This is a genomic window from Sulfobacillus thermotolerans, from assembly GCF_039623705.1.
Lineage (GTDB): Bacteria > Bacillota > Sulfobacillia > Sulfobacillales > Sulfobacillaceae > Sulfobacillus > Sulfobacillus thermotolerans.
The window spans coordinates 1,518,287-1,536,728 of the sequence record NZ_CP133983.1 but is presented as its reverse complement, the minus strand read 5'-3'; the positions used below and the strand labels follow the sequence as shown (position 1 = coordinate 1,536,728).

Genomic DNA, 18,442 nt, shown 5'->3' with positions numbered 1-18,442 from the left:
CCATGCCAGAATCTTGTGGTGGCCCACCGGAACAACAAAGCCAGAATGAAAACCAATCGCCGCAATACCGGCACTGAAAGTCGCGAGTATGCCTACAAGACCCATGATGCGAAAGACGTCCGCGACGGTGGTATATCCTTTCTCAATAGTCCATGGAAACACGAGCAGAGCGACCACCAAAACCGCTGGTACGCCCAGCGCATAGCGCAGTGAAACGGTTCGGTCAATGCCTACCACGGTCGACGCCACTATGCCTGCCAAATAGAGGGCAAAGAGAAGCACCGATACTTTTTGGCGTCGCAACAAGGCACCCCATTCCCGCCATACGCGGGGGCCCGCTGAAATCATAACGCCTAGCCAAACGCCGACCCAGGGCAGATATTGACCGATGCCTGCATACCAATGGTGAATCACTTCCACGCTGATAGCCGCTATCACAAGGCCTGGAATATAGAACTGCGGCCGCCCCCACACGAGGAATAAGCCGACAATAGCTAGAATACTGCACACGACAAACGCCACACGGACACCTCAATCTTTAATTGTTGGCCTTATTGTACCATGCTCCTCGTGACGAAGAGCCTTGCTTCGACAAACCAATACAGGCCAGGCGCCCGCTATGGAGCACCTGGCCTGTATTTTCATCCTGAGTTACCGATTCAGAATCAGCATATAAATGGCGACAATGATGACCACGCCGGAAAAAATAAAGTTCAACGTACGTTTTTGATGGCTTAACCGGCTGGCCAACCGAGCGCCCGCAAACCCACCTAAAGCGCCCCCCGCAATATATTCAATCACCACTAACCAATCCACCAACCCTGACAGGGCGTAATTGGTGGCCGTCGTCAACCCAAACGTTCCGACGGAGAACAACGAACTTCCAATCGCGTAAATCATCGGCATACCGGTCGAAAACATCAGACCCGGCACAATCAAAAATCCACCGCCAATACCAAAAAATCCCGACACCAACCCGACTGTGAATCCCGCGGGAATGACACGGCCTAGCATCCGCCGATGCCACACAAAATGCCGGTCCTCACTTTTCTCTTTAGGACGTAACATCAACCCCGCGACGACCAACATCAAAATCGCAAACAGAAACAATAAGTCTTTTCCATTCACCATTTTTCCAATAGTCGAACCAATTAAGGCGCCAATCGCGCCGGGAATGGCAAACCCCACGGCCGCTGCCCATTGCACATTGCCATTTCTCCAGTGCGGGATCAGGTTTAAATAGGCATTGACCGCCACCGCCAATGCGGTCGTGCCAATGACAATATGCGCATCATGAATGCCGACCACATAAAGCAGCAACGGTACCGCTAAAATCGAACCGCCCCCACCAATCAGCCCTAAGGAAAAGCCCACTAGTATCCCTGAAAAGACCGCAAGACCTTGCTGGACGGCTGTCACATGCACCATAAAGCCCATCTCCTACATACTTAGTCTAAAGTTATTGTACTCTTCGAGTATCTAATTGACGACACATTTTCAATAATAGTTAATTACAGTGTTTCACATATGAATATTAGCAAGGTACAAGTTCAAAAAAATTAGGGCCGGGTATTTACCCGGCCTCTACACTCGCATTTTGAATGGCTTGCGCCAAAATCCATTCATTTGCTGCCATCACACTTAGCGTATCGTTCACCATAAAGGCTGGCAATGTCTGTAGATTCCACTTGGCAATTAACCCTTGCTGCTTGTCTAAATCGACTGCGTATAACGAAATCTTAGGATTGCGTAGAGCCATGGCTCCAATTAACCGCACCGCTTGGGCGCATTTGGGACAACTTGGAATGGTAAACACCGCCACCCTAACCGGCTGCCGAATCGCGTCCACAATCGACTCCGTCATGGGAGTCAACAAGCGTTGTTGTCGTCCGACCGCCATGACCAGATCCTTCCAACTTCTTTCTTCTTGACCAATCGGCTCGCCCACAAACCATACCGAAGGCTCAGCATTTTCGGGACCAATGCCATAATAGGCCACCGTCGGGTCAAGCCAGTCCCATGCTACCGGCGGCTCCTTTGCCCTCCAGAGCATATTGTCTCCCGACATGGCGGTAATAAACCGCTCGTCTCCGCGTGCATTGTGGACCAATGTCACGGGGAGCGCGACCTCTTGGATCCACGCATAGGTGTTTTCCATCATAGTGCCCCTTTCTCCGATTGCAAGGTGCCGCCGCTGAATTCTTCGATAGCCTGACGCCAGCCCTCAAAGACTTGTGGGAGGCGGTGAGGCATAACAAATTCCCATGCTCGCGCCACCAGCTGCTCACGCAAACGGTGATTTTCCAACAACTCTTGGATTCCCTCTGCCCAGATCTCAGGTTTGGCAGGATCCGTCAATAAGGCAGGATACCCCACCATCTGGCGCGATACAGGAGTATCAGCAACCATGGCGGGAAGCCCAGCCGCATAGGCATCGAGCAATCCAAACAACTGCCCAGGTTTTTGGTCCGCATAGACAATTAAATCAGCGGATTGATACAAGGCTTCTCGTTCCGCAGGGGTTAAGGTCGGCGCAAAAATGGCCCGCTGCGCAAGACCCATGTGGCCCACGACGGGTGCCAGCTGAGCTCGGTATGCCGATCCGTCAAGAAAAATCACTTCTCCTTGCGATGACACCAGCGAGCGCACGGCTTTCAAAAACGTCGTAAGGCCTGCCCCATCTTGATACGTACCTAAATATAAAATACGCGGACGCTCTGTCAACCTTAAGCGGTCGGTCACGTCAAACACCGCACCGGACAACTCTGAAGCAAAGCCCCCAAGCACCGGAAGACGCAGGCCACCTTCTTCGGAAGGCCCCCACTGCAAAGGGATCCCTTGCTTATTCTCTCCGCCCAAGATGACTACGCTTCCCTCGTTGTCCTTATCAATCCGTGTTTGAATGATATAGGGACGATTATGCGACAGGAGCGGCCATGACGATCTATGGAGTCGCCAGCCGCTCAACATGGACGCACAACGTGTCTCCAGGGCTTGGCCCACTGCGCTACGCGTAGGGCCACGCACAACGACCTCGCGTCCTTTAGCCGTTATCTCAGGCATACGCTTGGCAAGACCTCCCCGTCTCAGGCATTTCGATTCCCGTTCACTCTAATCTAGCGCTTTCGCAGCCACCCTTCCGCAGGATGAATTTCAGGCATTCCACAAATCGTCGGTGCTCTGCGAACGCACAGGCATCACGAGTTCATCCATCCATTTATACAACTGGGCACATTGCGTTTCGGATGCTATTCGTAAACGCACCTGATCGTTCGGCACGCCACACCGAGCCGTGACAATGCGCAAAACGGCAGCCCGTAAAGCCACCAACGTTCCTTCATGTAGTCCAACCTCAATGCCTTCCTGCCAACCTTTCACCTAATCCCAATCGACTACGGTTGCCTTTGGATAGGGTAAGCAAGTCTTAGTGTAGCATACATCGCTTTTGGCTCCATTTTAAAAAAAGGTAATCCAATGCCTAAAGGGGTCGACACTTCATTCCCTCGTGAAGTGAATAACGCTAACGTCGTCACCGAACAGACTAGGACACAGACCATCCCGCTCGGTTGCCAAGATCTTGTCACGAGCGCAAAGCCGGTTCGCGTGAAATATCTATCCCCTACGGTACCATGCCTTGAGCTCACGCTACTGGTACTGTGTGGAAGCGCGGAGCAGGGCATGCGTTCCAAGACCCCCTCGGTGCGCCTAGATAAAGCCGTCTCAAAGCCACGGTTTCTCAACTGATCACAGCAAAGGCGCCATGGCCTCACCATTTTTCGCAATAATTCCCACTCTTTTCTTGTTACATTCGACAGCGATTGCGTTAATATTGTAAGAAAGTATATTAAGGAGGCCGTATGACAACCTATCAATATCTCGTAGGTCCCCATATTTGGGTGCGTCAAACACCCCAGTGGAATGCGGTAATCGAGACCTTCTCATTGCCGATGTTTTCTGATACGCAACGCATGCGGCTCATGCAATGGGTCGATCTTGACAACCGGCAGGTCAACTGGGAAGCTATTCACCAAGAAGCTGTCCATTACAATGCGGAACAGAAGATTCTTCTCCGCATTGCCGAAGCCTTGCACAGTGATGGTGATTGCCAATTGGCCGAACTTGGGCAATTATCCAGTGCGGGACGGTCGGCAGCCATTATGCTAATAGGCTTGCGTTACCGCTAAATCGATAGTCAAGGAGATCCATATGCCGCAAATTTATTCCGTAACCAATGTGCCCCCTGAAGTGCTGGCGTATGGCATGGCAAAGTATTCACGGTCCCGGCGCTCGTTGCGACAGAATTTACTAGAACTCTCAGAGGACAAAGCTGCGCAATTTCTCAACACCTTTTATTTTGATTATGGACATGCCTCCATCGCGGATCTTGCGCATGTTGCCCTCGCGGTGGAGGACATTTCTTTGCTTGCGGCGATGGAGATTGTCGACGAGCCGCTATGGGATGGTCAAGAACGCTCAACGCGCTATCAAAATTTCGATCACGCGCCATATTATCGTCCGTCCGATGCCAAGGAGTTTTACGACGAGGCCACACAAGAATTGTTTGCCCTCTATCACAGTGTCCTAGAGGAGTCCATTGACCTTCAAAGGGGCTGGTATCCTAAGCCTGAAGAGATGGACGCCAAAGCGTATGAACGGATTATTCGGGCACGGGCTCTTGACATTGCCCGCTACTGCTTGCCATTGAATGCGTTGACCAGTCTGGGCCAAATAACCAATGCGCGCACCTTAGAGCAACAAATCGCACGACTCTTGTCCTCCTCTCTTCCTGAGGTGCAAGATATCGCTTTACAGATGAAAGCCGCCGTAACAGAAAAGCCGCCCGTCAGTATCGCGCCCTCCACGGACGAATCCCATCCCGCAGTGCCCACATTGATTAAATATGCCGTGGCTGACTCGTATCGACAGGCCTTGCGGGCTTTATTAGAGCCGATTGCGGCCCAAGTGGCGCCATCATCAATGTCGTCCATGGCTGTCGATTTGATTATCGACACCGATCCGCTCCACGCCCAAATTGCCCAGCTGTTGTACCCGTTTGGCCAGGCGTCCTACCGCCAATATTTGGCCTACGCGGCCAGCCTCTCTCGTAGCGAGCAAACCGATTTGCTCAATGATGTGTTCGCCCGGCGTGGGCCGCACGATGAATGGCCAGCCTTCATGCGTCAAGCCCCTTTAACCTTTGACCTCACAATGGATGTCGGCGCCTTTCGCGATTTCAATCGCCACCGGCGGGTTTACAAGTCGGCTCAGAATCTCTCATTGGCCATGTCCTATGCGATTCCGGCGGTGCTTGGGGGAACCTCGGTACAATCACGTCTGACGCGCCACTTTGCCGCGTACTATGAACGCCTCGCGGCGTATGCGGTGCCGCCACGGCACCTTCCATATTTGCTGCCACTGGCTCATAAGCGCCGTGTCCTCATGCGCATGGATATCACCGAAGCCGCGTACATTATCGAATTGCGCAGCCGTTCCCAAGGCCATTTCAGTTATCGCCAATTGGCTTGGGACATGTATCAAGCGATCGAGCAAGCCCAGCCGGCATTAGCCCGCTACATTCGGGTCACACCACCAGATACCTTTAATCCCTTTCAACGCTAGGGGGCTCAAAAAATACGGCCGCGAGAGGAGGCAGCGTCAAGGCTAGCGACCAGGCCTGTCCTCCCCACGGCAAGGCTTCGGCCCATACGCCGCCTAAATTGCCTTGATTGCTTCCTCCGTAGCACGCCGCATCCGTATTCAACACTTCGTGCCACAAGCCTTCGTGAGGTACGCCCAACCGGTAATGGGTGCGGACAACCGGCGTGAAATTAAACACGGCCAACACCGAGCGCCCTTCAAGGTCTCGGCGAAAGAAGCTTAAAACACTCGCCGCACGATCCGCGAAATCGCACCATGCAAAGCCCTCGTTGTCGTGGTCGCCCTGATACCAAGCTGGAGTAGTTCGGTAGCGATGATTCAAGTCTTGCACCAATTGCCAGAGCCCCGCATGACTGCTCTCCCCGAGCAAAAACCAGTCAATTTCGCGGTCATGCGACCATTCGCGCCATTGACCAATTTCCCCCCCCATAAACAGCAGTTTTTTCCCCGGTACGGCATACTGATAGGCCAACAATAGACGTAAGTTGGCAAACTTTTGCCATGTGTCTCCGGACATTTTGGTCAATAACGACCCTTTTTGGTGCACCACCTCGTCGTGCGATAGGGGCAAGATGAAGCGCTCGCTTTGCGCGTACATGGGGCGAAATGTCAAAGCATCATGGTGATAGCGGCGGTAAATTGGGTCGAGGGCCATGTAATCAAGCGTATCGTGCATCCATCCCATATCCCACTTCAAATCAAACCCTAATCCACCCTCTTGGGCGGGCCGCGAAACGCCCGGCCACGCCGTGGACTCCTCCGCGATCATCAAAACCCCGGGAAATGTCTCATGAATCACATGGGTCACTTGCCGCAAAAAGGCAATGGCCTCTAAATTTTCGTACCCACCGTAGCGGTTGGGCACCCATTGGCCCTCTTCGCGACCAAAATTTAAATAAAGCATCGAGCTCACCGCATCCACGCGCAACCCATCGGCGTGAAAGATATCCACCCAGAACATGGCACTCGACACTAAAAAGCTGCGCACTTCATTGCGCCCATAGTTGAACACATAGCTATGCCACTGGGGATGAATGCCTTGCCGTGGATCGGCATGCTCATACAAATGGGTGCCATCGAACAAACCTAATCCAAAATCGTCCGTAGCAAAATGAGACGGCACCCAATCCAATAACACCCCAATGTCGGCTTGATGTAACCGGTCAATTAAATACATGAGGTCTTGCGGTGTGCCGTAACGTCGAGATGGGGCAAAGTAGCTTGTCGTTTGGTACCCCCATGACCCATAGTAAGGATGTTCCATCACGGGCATGAATTCAACATGGGTAAACCCGGTCCGTTTCACATAATCCACAAGCTCATCGGCCAACTCTTGATAGCTCAACGATGTTTGGTCCTGATGTTTACGCCACGATCCGAGATGCACTTCATAAATGCTCATCGGCTGCGCACGCCAATCGCCCGATTGCCGACGCGCCAACCACGCCGCATCATGCCACGTATAGGATAAATCGGTGACCACCGAGGCGGTTTTCGGCGGGATTTCCATGCCAAAAGCCACGGGATCGGCTTTGTCCCCCGAAAATCCCATAGAAGGCGTTTCAATATGGTATTTATATAAAGAGCCCACGGGAACGCCCTCGACCGTGCCAACATGAACGCCCGACACGCCGGCCGGTTGCAAGGGATTGCGCTTCGGATCCCACGCATTGAACGTCCCTACAACTGACACATACGCGGCCGCGGGGGCCCATACCGCAAATCGCACGGCATCTGTTAAGAGGTCAACCCGCTGCGCCCCAAAATGCCGATAGAGTTGAGCCTCAGACCCTTCGTTGAATAAGTAGAGCGTTGCATCGTCTAAATGGTCTTTATGCATCACGTCATGTCTCCTTTCCAATTTCATGCCTTACTCTTGGGGAATGAGACTTAAGATGCCTTCCATGGGAATACGGGTCCAGGCGGGACGATTGCGCAACTCATAGCGCAGTTCATAAATGGCCTTTTCGAGAATAAATGCTGATAACCAATCCGTCCCCCACTCGGGCAATAAGGGTGCCGGCATGCTAGCTCGGTACGAGTCCAAAAAGCGTACCGTCGCTGCTTGAAACCACGCAATGGCCCACGGTCGCAACGTGTCAAAGGCCACCCCAAACTCTTCTTGACGGAGGGCCTGGGTCAAAGCGGCATAATGGAAAGAGCGCACCATTCCTGCCACATCCTTGAACGGCGAGCGTTTGATGCGCCTTTGGGTTAACGATAGCAGCGGTTCTCCTTCAAAGTCCACCACTTTGAAGGCTTCACCAGTGTACAGCAATTGCCCTAAATGATAGTCACCATGACAGCGGATTTTTGCCCCTTGAACCGTGGGCCGTGCGGCCTTGCGCAGAAGCGTATCGATTCCCTCCCACCGCGCGATAACCGCTTCGGCTAAGGGTCTTAAGACCTCGTCTAAGTGCGGCAGACGGTCTTGAAGTTCACTTAACGTCCGGTCGGCCGTTTGTCGCATGGACTGGTAGGTGGCGCGTTGGTCAAGCGCAGAAAAAGGTTCAGGCCGAAATTCGGGGATGGTGGCGTCTGAGGCCAACAGGCGATGCATTTCGGCTGTCTGACGGCCCATGAGGGCTGCTTGGCCAATAAACTCCCCCATCATCGCGTGCACCGTTTCATTCGGCACCCAAGTGCGGTCGGTCCACCAATTGTGGCACGTGACCGGTTGCACGGTGTCCGTATGTGCGGCCGCTAATTCAAAATACCGCGTCAGGTGATCCAAGGTGTAGGTCCACGCATCCCCGTGGTTCACGACATATTCTTGCAAAATACCGAGTTGGTATTGATGTGTCCCCGGATGATATTCCCACCCCATCCATGTCCTGGGAGCCACCTGTTCTCCATGATGATCCGTCAGAAATTTCCCGACTTCCCAGTCCGGATTGATGCCATCTTCAAGACGACGAAACAATTTCATCATCCACCGCGTCCCAAACACTACTGACGTGTTGCTTTGTTCCGCATGCAGCGGGGTCGGATCTTCATTCAGAGCCTCGCCACGTTCTCGGTTGCGCCAGGCCCCGGTGGTTTTCCGTTCGAAATCTTTGCTGCTTAAGCGCTCTGGATAAATCCAATAGCGCCCCAGATCGTGCCAAAACGCGGGATAGTCGGTACCTTCCAACACACTCCACGTCTCATTGTGCCATGAAAAGAGGCCAAGAGCCGCGTCCGCCACTCCAGACTCCAACCATAAGGGCAGCTCGTAACGTTCCTCGCCCCCTCCCATATAGCGCACCCGGATAATCCATAATCCCCCATGCTGACCGACCGGAATCCACGCTTCATGCTCCACTTGCATAATGCGCAATCCCTTGCCCGCGAACCACCGTTGCCTAGGCAAATACTCGGGAATGAAGTCCGTTAAGGCATCTAAGACCCGTGGCATTTGCGCGAAATCGCTAATCGCGACGGATAGAGGGCCTGGCATTCCAGCAGGCGCAGCCAACTCCTGGACCGGGTCTTCGAGGCGAAAGAGATAAAAGTCGTGAGGCCCTAACGTGTAAACCGTGCTCTCATGTGAAATCGGTGGGAACGTCGAATGGGAGAACATTTCCGCCACACTTTGCCCGATCATATCCGCCGTGTCGATGGTGACCGCTTGAACAAAGCGCGAAAGATTGGCCACCACCATAATGCGCTCTGAGTCATACTCACGTACAAAGGCCAACACTTTGGGATTATCCGTGACCAAAAAGCGCAAAGCACCCCGCCCAAACGCATTTGAAGATTTTCTCAAAGCAATAATGCGGCGCATCCACCACAAGAAGCTAGAAGGATTGTTTTGCTGCGCTTCGACGTTGACCGATTCATAATGGTATTCAGGGTCGACAATGACGGGAAGGCACAGCCGCTGAGGGTTGGCGCGAGAAAATCCGGCATTGCGGTCTGGACTCCACTGAAACGGGGTGCGCACGCCGTCCCGGTCTCCAAGATAGACATTGTCGCCCATGCCTATTTCATTGCCATAATACAACACGGGTGTACCCGGCAAGGTCATAAGCAATGCATTCATCAGTTCCATGCGGCGGCGATTGTTTCCCAAAAGCGGGGCCAGCCGCCGGCGAATGCCGACATTAATGCGAAACTGTGGTTCTTTACCATAGACCCGGTACATATAATCGCGTTCCTCGTCAGTCACCATCTCCAAGGTCAGCTCGTCATGATTGCGCAAAAAGATGGCCCATTGTGCCGATTCGGGAATCGCGGGCGTATGCTCCAAGATGTCCATAATCGGATAACGATCTTCCATGTATAAAGCCATAAACATGCGCGGCATCAACGGAAAATGAAACGCCATGTGACACTCATCCCCGTTGCCAAAATACAAGGCTGCATCTTCTGGCCACTGATTGGCTTCAGCCAAGAGCATCCGTGAGGGGTATTTTTCGTCAATGTGGGCCCGAAGCTCCCGCAAGAATTGATGGGTTTCGGGCAGATTTTCACAATTGGTCCCCTCACGCTCGTACAAATACGGTACCGCATCCAATCGCAAGCCATCAACGCCCATATCCAGCCAAAAGTCGAGGATCTTGAAGACCTCGCGCTTGACGACGGGATTGTCGAAATTAAGATCGGGCTGATGGGAATAAAAGCGGTGCCAATAATACGCATCGGCCACATCATCATAGGTCCAATTGGATCGTTCAAAATCTTGAAAAATAATGCGAGCATCAGCATATTTGTCTGGGGTGTCGCTCCATACGGCTAAGGTCCCAGTGCCGGATTTCATATTTCTCGGAATGATCATATTCTTCGCTTCCTGGCCGTACAGGTCTCGATTCCAACAGTTCATAAGCTGGCCCATAAATCCCATAGCTCGCAGCTAAAGTGGCGGCGAGAATCAACCGGATAGCGAACGCTGTGACGTTGGGTGTCTGTAAAAATTCAGGCAAAATGTCCGGGGTATTTGGCCAGAAATTGGGACGAAAAAATTCCTTGACCTCGGTGCGCGTCAATTCCATTAAATATTGCCTCAAATCCGCCGGTGTATTGCGCCATGCAAAATAGGTATACGATTGACTAAATCCGGCTTTGGATAGAGCATACATTAATTTGGGCCGCGTAAACGCCTCCGATAAAAATATGGCATCCGGATATTGCGCTTGAATTTGCCCAATCAGCCACTCCCAAAACGCCAAGGGTTTGGTGTGGGGATTATCGACACGAAAGATACGCACTCCGCGGTCCGCCCAAAATTTTACGACATCCTTTAAAGCTTCCCACAAGGCTTGCCACGCCGGCGTGTCAAAATTTAAGGGGTATACATCTTCATACTTTTTGGGGGGATTTTCTGCATATTGAATACTTCCATCGGGAAAATGGCTAAACCACTCGGGATGTTCTTGCACCCAGGGATGATCCGGCGCGCACTGGAATGTGATATCCATCGCCAATTCCATGCCGAGCTGCCGTACGGTCTGGTGGAAATGATCAAAATCCGCAAGAGTTCCTAAGGACGGTTCAATCGCTAGATGTCCGCCTTGAGCACTTCCAATGGCCCAAGGGCTGCCGGGGTCCGATGCCTTTGCCGTGGTGTGGTTATTGACTCCCTTCCGATGAATCGTCCCAATCGGGTGAATGGGGGGCAGATAGACAACATCAAACCCGAGTCCCGCGACATATTCCAAAAACGGCTCACTCTCGGCAAAGGTCCCGTGCCGGCCCCCCTCCCGCGCGCACGAACGCGGAAAGAATTCGTACCACGCGCCAAAAAGGGCCCGCGGCCGGTCGACGCGCACTAAGAAAATCTCCGAGCGTCCCACATCTTGATCATCTTGCACCTTAAGCATGAGGTCTTGCAATACCTTCGATGTGGCAACATCGGCAGCGGCTTCGACATCCAGTGATTCCAACTGTTGTTGCACCTGAGCCAGCTGAATTCGAACATCCTCGGGCAAAGACGATGCCATGGCAAGATGCTGGGCGATAATCTGCGCCAATTGTGCCAGTTCCCGCGGAAGGTCTTGGTTGATAGCCCGCTTTTTCTCAAAGCGCTCCCGCCACGTCGCATAGGCATCAATATAACCTTCCACGCGATATTCATAGACACCGACGGTCGTGGTCTTAAATGTGCCTTGGTACCGGTCGTTCCCCTGATGCGCAAGGGGAACAAACTGCCATAGTCCATCAGGCCTTACCCGGTAAGCAAGACGTCCGCGTACCACATCATGACCGTCTGCCACCAAATCCGCTGATACGGTTACCGTATCATGGACAATGCGCTTAATCGGAAAGCGTCCGCAATCCACGCTGGGGCTGACGTTCAAAACGAACACCCGAGCCGGCCGCTTCATCTCCATAGACTTCTCCCCTTTAACCCCTAATCTATATGCTGCGGGTCCGCATGAATCATGAGCAATTTTTCCAACTCCGTCATCCGTTCGTGCCATAGGGCTGGGTGCCATGTTTTAGCCTCTTGATGGAGCTGAAACACGGCCATTTGCGCAAACCGTAAGTCTACAGTCATGGTTTTACCCAATGCTTCATGACCGCTTCTTGTTCATCGCGAAATAAATGGCGCAAAGAATACGTGCGCCCTTGCAGCCATTGGTCTAAGAGGCGCAGAACCTCAGGAAATTCTGCGGAGTCAAAGGCATGACCCATTTGAGCTTCCATAGCCGTTACAACGTCATCGGCCATGTCCGCGCGCACTCCGGCGGAGACGTTGTGATCGCCTAAGTGCAGCGCTCCGAACACGAACGTCTGGGAGGCTAGGGTTAGCTGCGACTTTACGCGCACCCGTCCTATCTTTAACACGATCGCTCCGGAACGCCATATCCGGACATGGTGCTGCCATACATGGTAACAATAAATGGTTTCCGGCCACGGCCTGCGCCAATCGCGCGGTAAACGATGCCGTCAGATTGATCCCAAAAACCTCGTTAGTCAGTTCGATAGCACGGGCCGCATATTTCATCACTTGCACCGCTTCAATTCCGGCAATGTCATCGAAAAACCAGCCACAACTGGTATACATCAATAGCAGGTGTCGGCATAGTTCCATCAAGGCCAACGCCTGCACACGTTCTACTTCCGACAATGCCATTGCTTGGTGTTGATGCAAAAACGTTTGCCGATGCGTCTCATCGCGCGATAATAACACCTCAATATAGTCATTGCGCGCTGCCCACGGATCTTTAAACCACTGCCGTCCGGCATTGTCTATCAATGGCACCACCGCGTCTCGCAGGCCGTCCATCGCGTCACGCAAGGGTTGTCGCCACTGTTGATTCCACTTTGGGTGCAACCCCGTGTGACAGCCGCAATCGCTTCGCCACCGTTCAATCCCGTGAGCACAACTCCATGAGGTATTTTCGCGGATGTCAGCTTCCCACTCGGCCGGATGCCCCGCTAAGTACTCCCCATAATTGGTCAGACACACATCAGTCCTATGCTCAATCGCCTCTAATGCATAGGCTAAAGCCATTTCTCCAAAGCGATGATGATGCCCGTACGTCTCCCCGTCTGTGGCGATATTCACGATCTGTCCATCTTCATCGCCCCGTGTAAATCCGCTGGCTAAACGCGCCGCGAAATCTGCTCCGTTATTGAGTAACCCCTCAAACGCGACGGCTCGCGATAACGGGGCGTGATAAAAAAATACTGTAATCGCACGGTTCGAAGCCAGACGAATACGGTAAGAGCTCACCTCGTCCAAGCGATTTTCTCGTGCGTCCTATTGTGATATGCCTATGGTATCACACGCGCTCGTCGGTGGGTGTCACTTCCTCCCTCACGCCCTCAACTTTCCCCGGTCAGTGAATAACGAATGGTTGGCTTCTTCTGTTAAATCTGATACACTGCAAAAAGGTAAAGATTACAATGCAAGGAATATCTTTACCTTTAATCTGGAGATTCTTGAAACATATAATCCCCGTCTCCTATCTTCCAATGCTTTATTTCGCGGCATTTTTGATCGATTCTATTTCTTTTCATTCGAAAAAGATTGCGCAGAACGCTATGCTTCGCAAGGTCAGACCCCAAGGAGGGATTCCATTGACTGTAGTTGACGATCGCCCCACCGGGCACAAGCGCTGGACACGGATTATTCCCGTGGCATTTCTTATGTATACGATTGGGTTTATGGACCGCATTAACATTGGGTTCGGTTTCAGCGGCATGGAAAAAACCCTGAGTACCAACGCCACCATGGCCGGTCTGGCCGGCGGTATCTTCTTCTTCGGTTACTTATTTCTTCAGATTCCGGGCGGCCATTGGGGCGTCAATTGGAGCGCTAAGAAATTTATCACGTTGTCGCTCATATTTTGGGCTATCTTTGCCATGCTCACCGGAGCCGTACAAAATGTACCCGAGCTATTAACGGTACGGTTTTTATTGGGGGTGGCCGAAGGCGGCGTATGGCCCGCCACGTTAGCTCTCTTGGCCAAATGGTTTCCGTTTGATGAACGAGCTCGAGCGAATTCTTATTGGATGTTTTGCTTACCGGTGGCCGCCATTATTATGTCCCCGATCGCTGGCTTGATTTTGGCCCATCTCTCATGGCGCTGGCTCTTCTATCTCGAAGGATTGCCGGCTCTCATTTGGGCCGTGGTATGGTGGATATTCATTGACGACTCGCCTGCGACCGCAAAATGGCTAAGCTCTGAAGAACGAGCGTATTTAGAAAGAAAGTTTGCCGAAGATGACCAACGAACAGTGCCGCTGGCGAATGATTGGCGGCAGGCCTTTACGAATAAACAAGTGTGGCTCTTAGTCGCCGTGTATTTTTTGGCCGTGACTGGACTCTATGGGGTGACGTTGTGGATGCCAACGATCGTACAGCACCTTTCGTCGTTTGGCCCCATCGGCGTGGGCTTGCTCAGCACACTGCCCTACATTGCCGCTGTGCTGGCGTTATGGCTTAATTCCCGCCACTCAGACCGCACGGGTGAACGCAAATGGCATATTGCCATCCCCTTAATTGTCGCTGGCGTCTCTCTATTACTCTCCGCCCTCGTTGGCACCGCAAGTCCTGCCCTATCGATGATTTTGTTATCCCTCACCGAAGCGGGAGTCATGGCTTTTCTTGGTGTATTTTGGACGCTTCCCCCCCTCATGGTCGGTCCCGCCGCATTAGGATCCTCCATGGGTCTCATTAATGGCTTAGGCAATTTGGGAGGATTTCTCGGCCCCTTTCTGGTCGGCTACTTGATGACCATCAGCCACAATAGCATGCTGGCCGGACTCGGGCTGATGACCACCCTCCTTGTATTAGGCGGCCTCCTCATTTTGGGAGCCCAATATCGCTCTCGGCCTGTGTCTGCCACCGAAACCGCCATGTAAATCGAGTAGGGGCGGGTGACTAACCCGCGCCCTCTCACACCACCGTACGTACCGTTCGGTATACGGCGGTTCATGACCAGCGTAGACGTGTGACCTCGTACAGGTTGAGGAGACGGTGCAAGCCTAGTGCATCCCAATAGCTCCTTGTCAGCACGCTGTTTAAGGGCCCCGCGGCCATGCGCCATGGGCCCTTGCGTGCATTGGCGAGTTCCCTGACTTTCCACGCGGGCACCCCGAGAGCCCGCAGTTCCCGGTACCGCGTGCGGACGCGTTTCCACCGGCGCCAGACGATGGCCCGGAAGCGATGGCGAATCCAGCGGTCGAGGTCCCGTAGGGGCGTCGGCGTATCCACCAGCGCGAAGTAGCCGATCCAACCCGCGAGGTATCGATTGACTTGCTGAATGCGCGTCTCAAGTCGTCCGGGAGCGTGTCGGTCCGTGAGTTCCCGCAGGCGGCGCCTGACGCGCCGCAGTGATTCACGGGCCAGCCCGATGCGGTATTGGCCCCGGTGCGTCAGGAACTTGAACCCGAGGTATGGGCGCCGAGTCAGTCGGTCGACCGCGCTTTTGGTTGGGTTCACCGGGAGATGCAGTGTCCGGTCAAGGTATCGGGTGACCGATGCCAAGACCCGCTCCCCGGCCCGGCGGGAGTGCACAAATATCATCGCGTCGTCCGCATAGCGGACGAACGCCAATCCCCGGCGCTCGAGTTCCTTGTCCAAGTCGTCCAACACGATGTTGGCGAGTAAGGGACTGAGGGGCCCGCCTTGGGCTGCCCCGAGCGTCCGGGGGGTGCTGACGCCATGGAACATGAGCCCGGCTTGGAGATAGCGGCGAATGAGCCGGAGAACCACGCGGTCTTGGACTCGGCGCGCGACGCGCGCCATCAGGATGTCATGATTAATCCGGTCGAAGAACTTCTCCAAGTCGAGGTCGACGACCCATTCGGCCCCGCCTTCGGCGAATCGGCGGGCTTGGCGCACGGCTTGGTGCGCACTGCGCCCGGGCGAAAGCCGAAGCTCAGGTCCGAAAACGTGGGGTCAAAGAAAGGCGTGAGCACTTGTAAAATGGCTTGTTGGATAAAGCGATCAACCACGGTCGGGATGCCAAGCATCCGGACGCCTCCGGTCGGTTTCGGGATTTCGACCCCCCGGATGGGCTGCGGATAGTAGGTTCCCTCACGTAGTTGCGTGCGAATCGTCAGCCAGTGCTCGCGGAGGTAGTCCATGAACTCCTCGGTGGACACCCCATCCACGCCCGGTACGCCCTGATTGGCCCGTACCCGGCGTAGCGCACGCTTCAGATTCTCTCCGTCCAAAATTGCGTCCATAAGGTTACGGGTTGACGCGTCGGGTGTCGAGAGGAGGTTTGCCGCGGCACTCATCCCGCCTCGCGACAAAGCCTTAGGCCGTATTTGGGACTTTCCATTGTCTAGCCCGTAGGGCTTTGCCTGGCCTTAAGATGGTTCATCCACCACCCCATTGCTGAGACATTGGATGGAAAATAAAAATGGGCATAGCCTGCGAGCAAAGCTCCTTGCGCATAACCGCTTTCTTCAGTGCCTCCGCGGCCCTCAAGACGGTAGGCGGCCGGCCCTTGCTGTTGTACCGTACGCGAATAATGAAATTCATGTCCTCGAAACGCCACCCCTGGCCCGAAGTGACTTGATTCTAAAAGCGTAATCGTACGGTACCCCACGGCTTGAAGACGTGGTTGCATCGCTGTCTTGTGGGGAATGACGCCCACCATTGGATAGTCCTGGCCATCTGTGCCGCGCAAACTTTCGCTCAAAAACATATAGCCGCCGCATTCTGCGATCGTGGGAAGCCCACCTGAAATCCGCTCTCGGTATCGCCTCAACAAGGTCGTTTGGGCACTTAATCGCTCAACATATCGTTCAGGAAATCCTCCCCCGATATACAACGCATCCGCCTCGATAGGAATATCGTCACCCGCCAAGGGACTAAATAGCACAAGTTTTGCGCCTAACTCCACCAACAATTCCAGATTCTGTGGATAGTAAAAGTTAAAAGCCTGGTCTTGGGCAACTGCAATCACCTTGGATGCCGCCGCAGGGCGCTGAACAGGAGCCACAATGCCTGAAAGACGAGGGGCGTGACGGGCGATGCGAAGAATTTGGTCCATATCCAAGGTCTGGCTCGCTAGGAAGGTCAAGCGGTCGATCAAGGCTTGGGTCTGGATATTCTCGTGGGCGGGCTCGATTCCCAGTGCCCGTTCCGCAATGGCCACCTGATCGTCAGCAGGTAAGTACCCTACACAGGAAAGGCCTGTGTAGTGCTCAATAGCGTCTTGCAACAACCGGTAATGTCGTTCAGAATTTACCCGGTTAATCACTACACCGGCTAGATAACTAGGCTGCACCATGTTTTGAAATCCCCACACGATGGCTGCCAGACTGGCCGCACTGCGTTGGCCGTCAACCACAAACAACACGGGCGCCTGCAGCAGCGACGCAATGTGCCACGTGCTCGCCTCTCGCGTCACCGGATTTTTTCCATCAAAATAACCCATCACGCCTTCAATGACGCCCACATCCGCTTGCGCCATTCCTTTGATGAACGATGCCTGCACGTCATCAGGCCCGCCCATCCAGGCGTCTAAATTACGCCCTGCGCGCTGGGAAGCCGCGTAATAGTAACTGGGATCAATATAATCGGGCCCCACCTTAAACCCCTGAACACTTTGTCCTACGCTGTGCAAGCCCGCCATGACGGCCAGCGTCACCGTGGTCTTCCCTTCGCCACTGCGCGGAGCCGCAATAACCAAGCGAGGATATGCTCCATCCAACCGTTGGCTCATGACACGGTCACCACCGTACCACTGGGCCCCGGCGCCTTAAGCCACTCCATAATAACGCCCGCGACCCGGTCGGCAGAAATCCAGTGTTGGGAACGGCTTTGCTGAATCAGCCGTTCGCGCTGTTCGGGGGACAAACTCGCCGCCCAACGGGTTTTGACCCATCCCGGCGCGATCACGCCGACCCTAAACGTTGGGGCTAGCGACCGAGCCAAACTGGCACTATAGCCAATAATAGCCGCCTTAGCGGTCGCGTATAATTCTGCAGATGCGCCTTGTGCACCCGTCAAGGCCTCGTCCCACGCGATGTTAATAATCACGCCGCCTGGGCGGAGTCGGGGTAAGACCGCTTGGGTACATTTGATGGTTCCTTCAACGTCCGTCGTCCACAATAAGTGCAGTCGCGATAAATAGGGCAGTTTCCGGACATCGCCTTGTAAAATATCAGCCCCTGCCAAATTGACCCACCCGTCAAAAAGCTGTGATGGTGCGATAGCCCCTGCTATCGTAGCGCCTATTGTTTCCCGGTCCCATGTCACATCGAGGGTCTGGTGGCCTGAATGAGGATTGCGCGCAAAGCCGATCACGGATATCCCGTCGGCCGTTAACTGCGCCTCCAGTGCGGTCCCGATTCCGCCGCTTACGCCGGTAACACCAACAATCATGCTCTTATT

General features: G+C 53.7%; 16 protein-coding genes and 1 pseudogene. 3 read left to right on the top strand and 14 right to left on the bottom strand.

Features of this window, described 5'->3' with window-relative positions:
• Window positions 1-651: 651 nt before the first annotated feature.
• From ORD20_RS07810 to ORD20_RS07795, 4 genes are all read right to left on the bottom strand, one after another.
• Entirely contained in the window at window positions 652-1,428 is a 777-nt protein-coding gene (locus ORD20_RS07810; RefSeq protein WP_103376868.1) for a sulfite exporter TauE/SafE family protein, read from the bottom strand.
• A 145-nt stretch (window positions 1,429-1,573) separates the two neighbouring features.
• Window positions 1,574-2,161 carry a thioredoxin family protein gene (locus ORD20_RS07805; protein ID WP_146039123.1) on the bottom strand — a complete coding sequence of 196 codons (588 nt, stop codon included), beginning with the start codon at window positions 2,159-2,161 and terminating at the stop codon, window positions 1,574-1,576.
• Window positions 2,158-3,063: a glycosyltransferase gene (locus ORD20_RS07800; RefSeq protein ID WP_103376870.1), complete on the bottom strand. Its 906-nt coding sequence runs from the start codon at window positions 3,061-3,063 to the stop codon at window positions 2,158-2,160. The genes ORD20_RS07805 and ORD20_RS07800 overlap by 4 nt, the downstream gene beginning before the upstream one ends.
• A 90-nt stretch (window positions 3,064-3,153) precedes the next feature.
• Window positions 3,154-3,378, bottom strand: a complete 225-nt coding sequence (locus tag ORD20_RS07795; RefSeq protein ID WP_430626664.1) for a hypothetical protein — start codon at window positions 3,376-3,378, stop codon at window positions 3,154-3,156.
• A gap of 479 nt (window positions 3,379-3,857) precedes the next feature.
• Here ORD20_RS07795 and ORD20_RS07790 point away from each other — a divergent pair, with 479 nt between their 5' ends.
• Window positions 3,858-4,184 carry a hypothetical protein gene (locus ORD20_RS07790; protein ID WP_103376873.1) on the top strand — a complete coding sequence of 109 codons (327 nt, stop codon included), beginning with the start codon at window positions 3,858-3,860 and terminating at the stop codon, window positions 4,182-4,184.
• A 22-nt stretch (window positions 4,185-4,206) separates the two neighbouring features.
• A complete protein-coding gene (locus ORD20_RS07785; protein WP_103376874.1) occupies window positions 4,207-5,619 on the top strand; it encodes an FAD-dependent thymidylate synthase in 1,413 nt (470 codons plus the stop codon).
• Here the strand turns inward: ORD20_RS07785 and glgB are convergent.
• The 6 genes and pseudogenes from glgB to ORD20_RS07755 all read right to left on the bottom strand — a co-directional run.
• Window positions 5,600-7,498, bottom strand: coding sequence for a 1,4-alpha-glucan branching protein GlgB (glgB, locus tag ORD20_RS07780; RefSeq protein ID WP_103376875.1), 1,899 nt, complete (start codon window positions 7,496-7,498; stop codon window positions 5,600-5,602). The two genes, ORD20_RS07785 and glgB, sit on opposite strands and share 20 nt — an antisense overlap.
• Before the next feature lie 30 nt (window positions 7,499-7,528).
• Window positions 7,529-10,417, bottom strand: a complete 2,889-nt coding sequence (gene treS / locus ORD20_RS07775) for a maltose alpha-D-glucosyltransferase (protein ID WP_430626663.1) — start codon at window positions 10,415-10,417, stop codon at window positions 7,529-7,531.
• Entirely contained in the window at window positions 10,341-11,969 is a 1,629-nt protein-coding gene (locus tag ORD20_RS07770; protein WP_430626662.1) for an alpha-1,4-glucan--maltose-1-phosphate maltosyltransferase, read from the bottom strand. Before ORD20_RS07770 ends, treS begins: the two co-directional genes overlap by 77 nt.
• Window positions 11,970-11,989: 20 nt before the next feature.
• On the bottom strand, window positions 11,990-12,136 hold the full coding sequence (locus tag ORD20_RS07765) for a hypothetical protein (RefSeq protein WP_430626661.1): 147 nt from the start codon (window positions 12,134-12,136) through the stop codon (window positions 11,990-11,992).
• Complete coding sequence (locus ORD20_RS07760; RefSeq protein WP_430626695.1) at window positions 12,133-12,429, bottom strand: DUF3536 domain-containing protein; 297 nt, start codon at window positions 12,427-12,429, stop codon at window positions 12,133-12,135. The genes ORD20_RS07765 and ORD20_RS07760 overlap by 4 nt, the downstream gene beginning before the upstream one ends.
• A 76-nt stretch (window positions 12,430-12,505) precedes the next feature.
• Window positions 12,506-13,327: pseudogene (locus tag ORD20_RS07755) on the bottom strand (DUF3536 domain-containing protein); the annotation flags it as partial.
• Window positions 13,328-13,665: 338 nt separating this feature from the next.
• Here ORD20_RS07755 and ORD20_RS07750 point away from each other — a divergent pair.
• A complete protein-coding gene (locus ORD20_RS07750; RefSeq protein ID WP_242968659.1) occupies window positions 13,666-14,952 on the top strand; it encodes an MFS transporter in 1,287 nt (428 codons plus the stop codon).
• A gap of 70 nt (window positions 14,953-15,022) precedes the next feature.
• Here the strand turns inward: ORD20_RS07750 and ORD20_RS07745 are convergent, their stop codons facing one another.
• From ORD20_RS07745 to ORD20_RS07730, 4 genes are all read right to left on the bottom strand, one after another.
• Window positions 15,023-15,934 (bottom strand): reverse transcriptase domain-containing protein, encoded by a 912-nt coding sequence (locus ORD20_RS07745; protein WP_242968660.1) that lies wholly within the window; start codon window positions 15,932-15,934, stop codon window positions 15,023-15,025.
• A complete protein-coding gene (locus ORD20_RS07740; RefSeq protein WP_430626660.1) occupies window positions 15,838-16,179 on the bottom strand; it encodes a reverse transcriptase domain-containing protein in 342 nt (113 codons plus the stop codon). Before ORD20_RS07740 ends, ORD20_RS07745 begins: the two co-directional genes overlap by 97 nt.
• A 203-nt stretch (window positions 16,180-16,382) precedes the next feature.
• On the bottom strand, window positions 16,383-17,771 hold the full coding sequence (locus tag ORD20_RS07735; protein WP_430626659.1) for a cobyrinate a,c-diamide synthase: 1,389 nt from the start codon (window positions 17,769-17,771) through the stop codon (window positions 16,383-16,385).
• On the bottom strand, window positions 17,768-18,433 hold the full coding sequence (locus tag ORD20_RS07730; protein WP_103376880.1) for an SDR family oxidoreductase: 666 nt from the start codon (window positions 18,431-18,433) through the stop codon (window positions 17,768-17,770). Before ORD20_RS07730 ends, ORD20_RS07735 begins: the two co-directional genes overlap by 4 nt.
• Between the last annotated feature and the right edge of the window lie 9 nt (window positions 18,434-18,442).

What these genes read in the sequence shown, in the direction of transcription:
- ORD20_RS07810 (WP_103376868.1), bottom strand. Translation starts at nt 1,428, where the DNA reads ATGGTGCATGTGACAGCCGTCCAGCAAGGTCTTGCGGTCTTTTCAGGG.
- ORD20_RS07805 (WP_146039123.1), bottom strand. Translation starts at nt 2,161, where the DNA reads ATGATGGAAAACACCTATGCGTGGATCCAAGAGGTCGCGCTCCCCGTG.
- ORD20_RS07800 (WP_103376870.1), bottom strand. Translation starts at nt 3,063, where the DNA reads ATGCCTGAGATAACGGCTAAAGGACGCGAGGTCGTTGTGCGTGGCCCT.
- ORD20_RS07790 (WP_103376873.1), top strand. Translation starts at nt 3,858, where the DNA reads ATGACAACCTATCAATATCTCGTAGGTCCCCATATTTGGGTGCGTCAA.
- ORD20_RS07785 (WP_103376874.1), top strand. Translation starts at nt 4,207, where the DNA reads ATGCCGCAAATTTATTCCGTAACCAATGTGCCCCCTGAAGTGCTGGCG.
- glgB (WP_103376875.1), bottom strand. Translation starts at nt 7,498, where the DNA reads ATGCATAAAGACCATTTAGACGATGCAACGCTCTACTTATTCAACGAA.
- treS (WP_430626663.1), bottom strand. Translation starts at nt 10,417, where the DNA reads ATGATCATTCCGAGAAATATGAAATCCGGCACTGGGACCTTAGCCGTA.
- ORD20_RS07770 (WP_430626662.1), bottom strand. Translation starts at nt 11,969, where the DNA reads ATGGAGATGAAGCGGCCGGCTCGGGTGTTCGTTTTGAACGTCAGCCCC.
- ORD20_RS07765 (WP_430626661.1), bottom strand. Translation starts at nt 12,136, where the DNA reads ATGACTGTAGACTTACGGTTTGCGCAAATGGCCGTGTTTCAGCTCCAT.
- ORD20_RS07740 (WP_430626660.1), bottom strand. Translation starts at nt 16,179, where the DNA reads ATGGACTACCTCCGCGAGCACTGGCTGACGATTCGCACGCAACTACGT.
- ORD20_RS07735 (WP_430626659.1), bottom strand. Translation starts at nt 17,771, where the DNA reads ATGAGCCAACGGTTGGATGGAGCATATCCTCGCTTGGTTATTGCGGCT.
- ORD20_RS07730 (WP_103376880.1), bottom strand. Translation starts at nt 18,433, where the DNA reads ATGATTGTTGGTGTTACCGGCGTAAGCGGCGGAATCGGGACCGCACTG.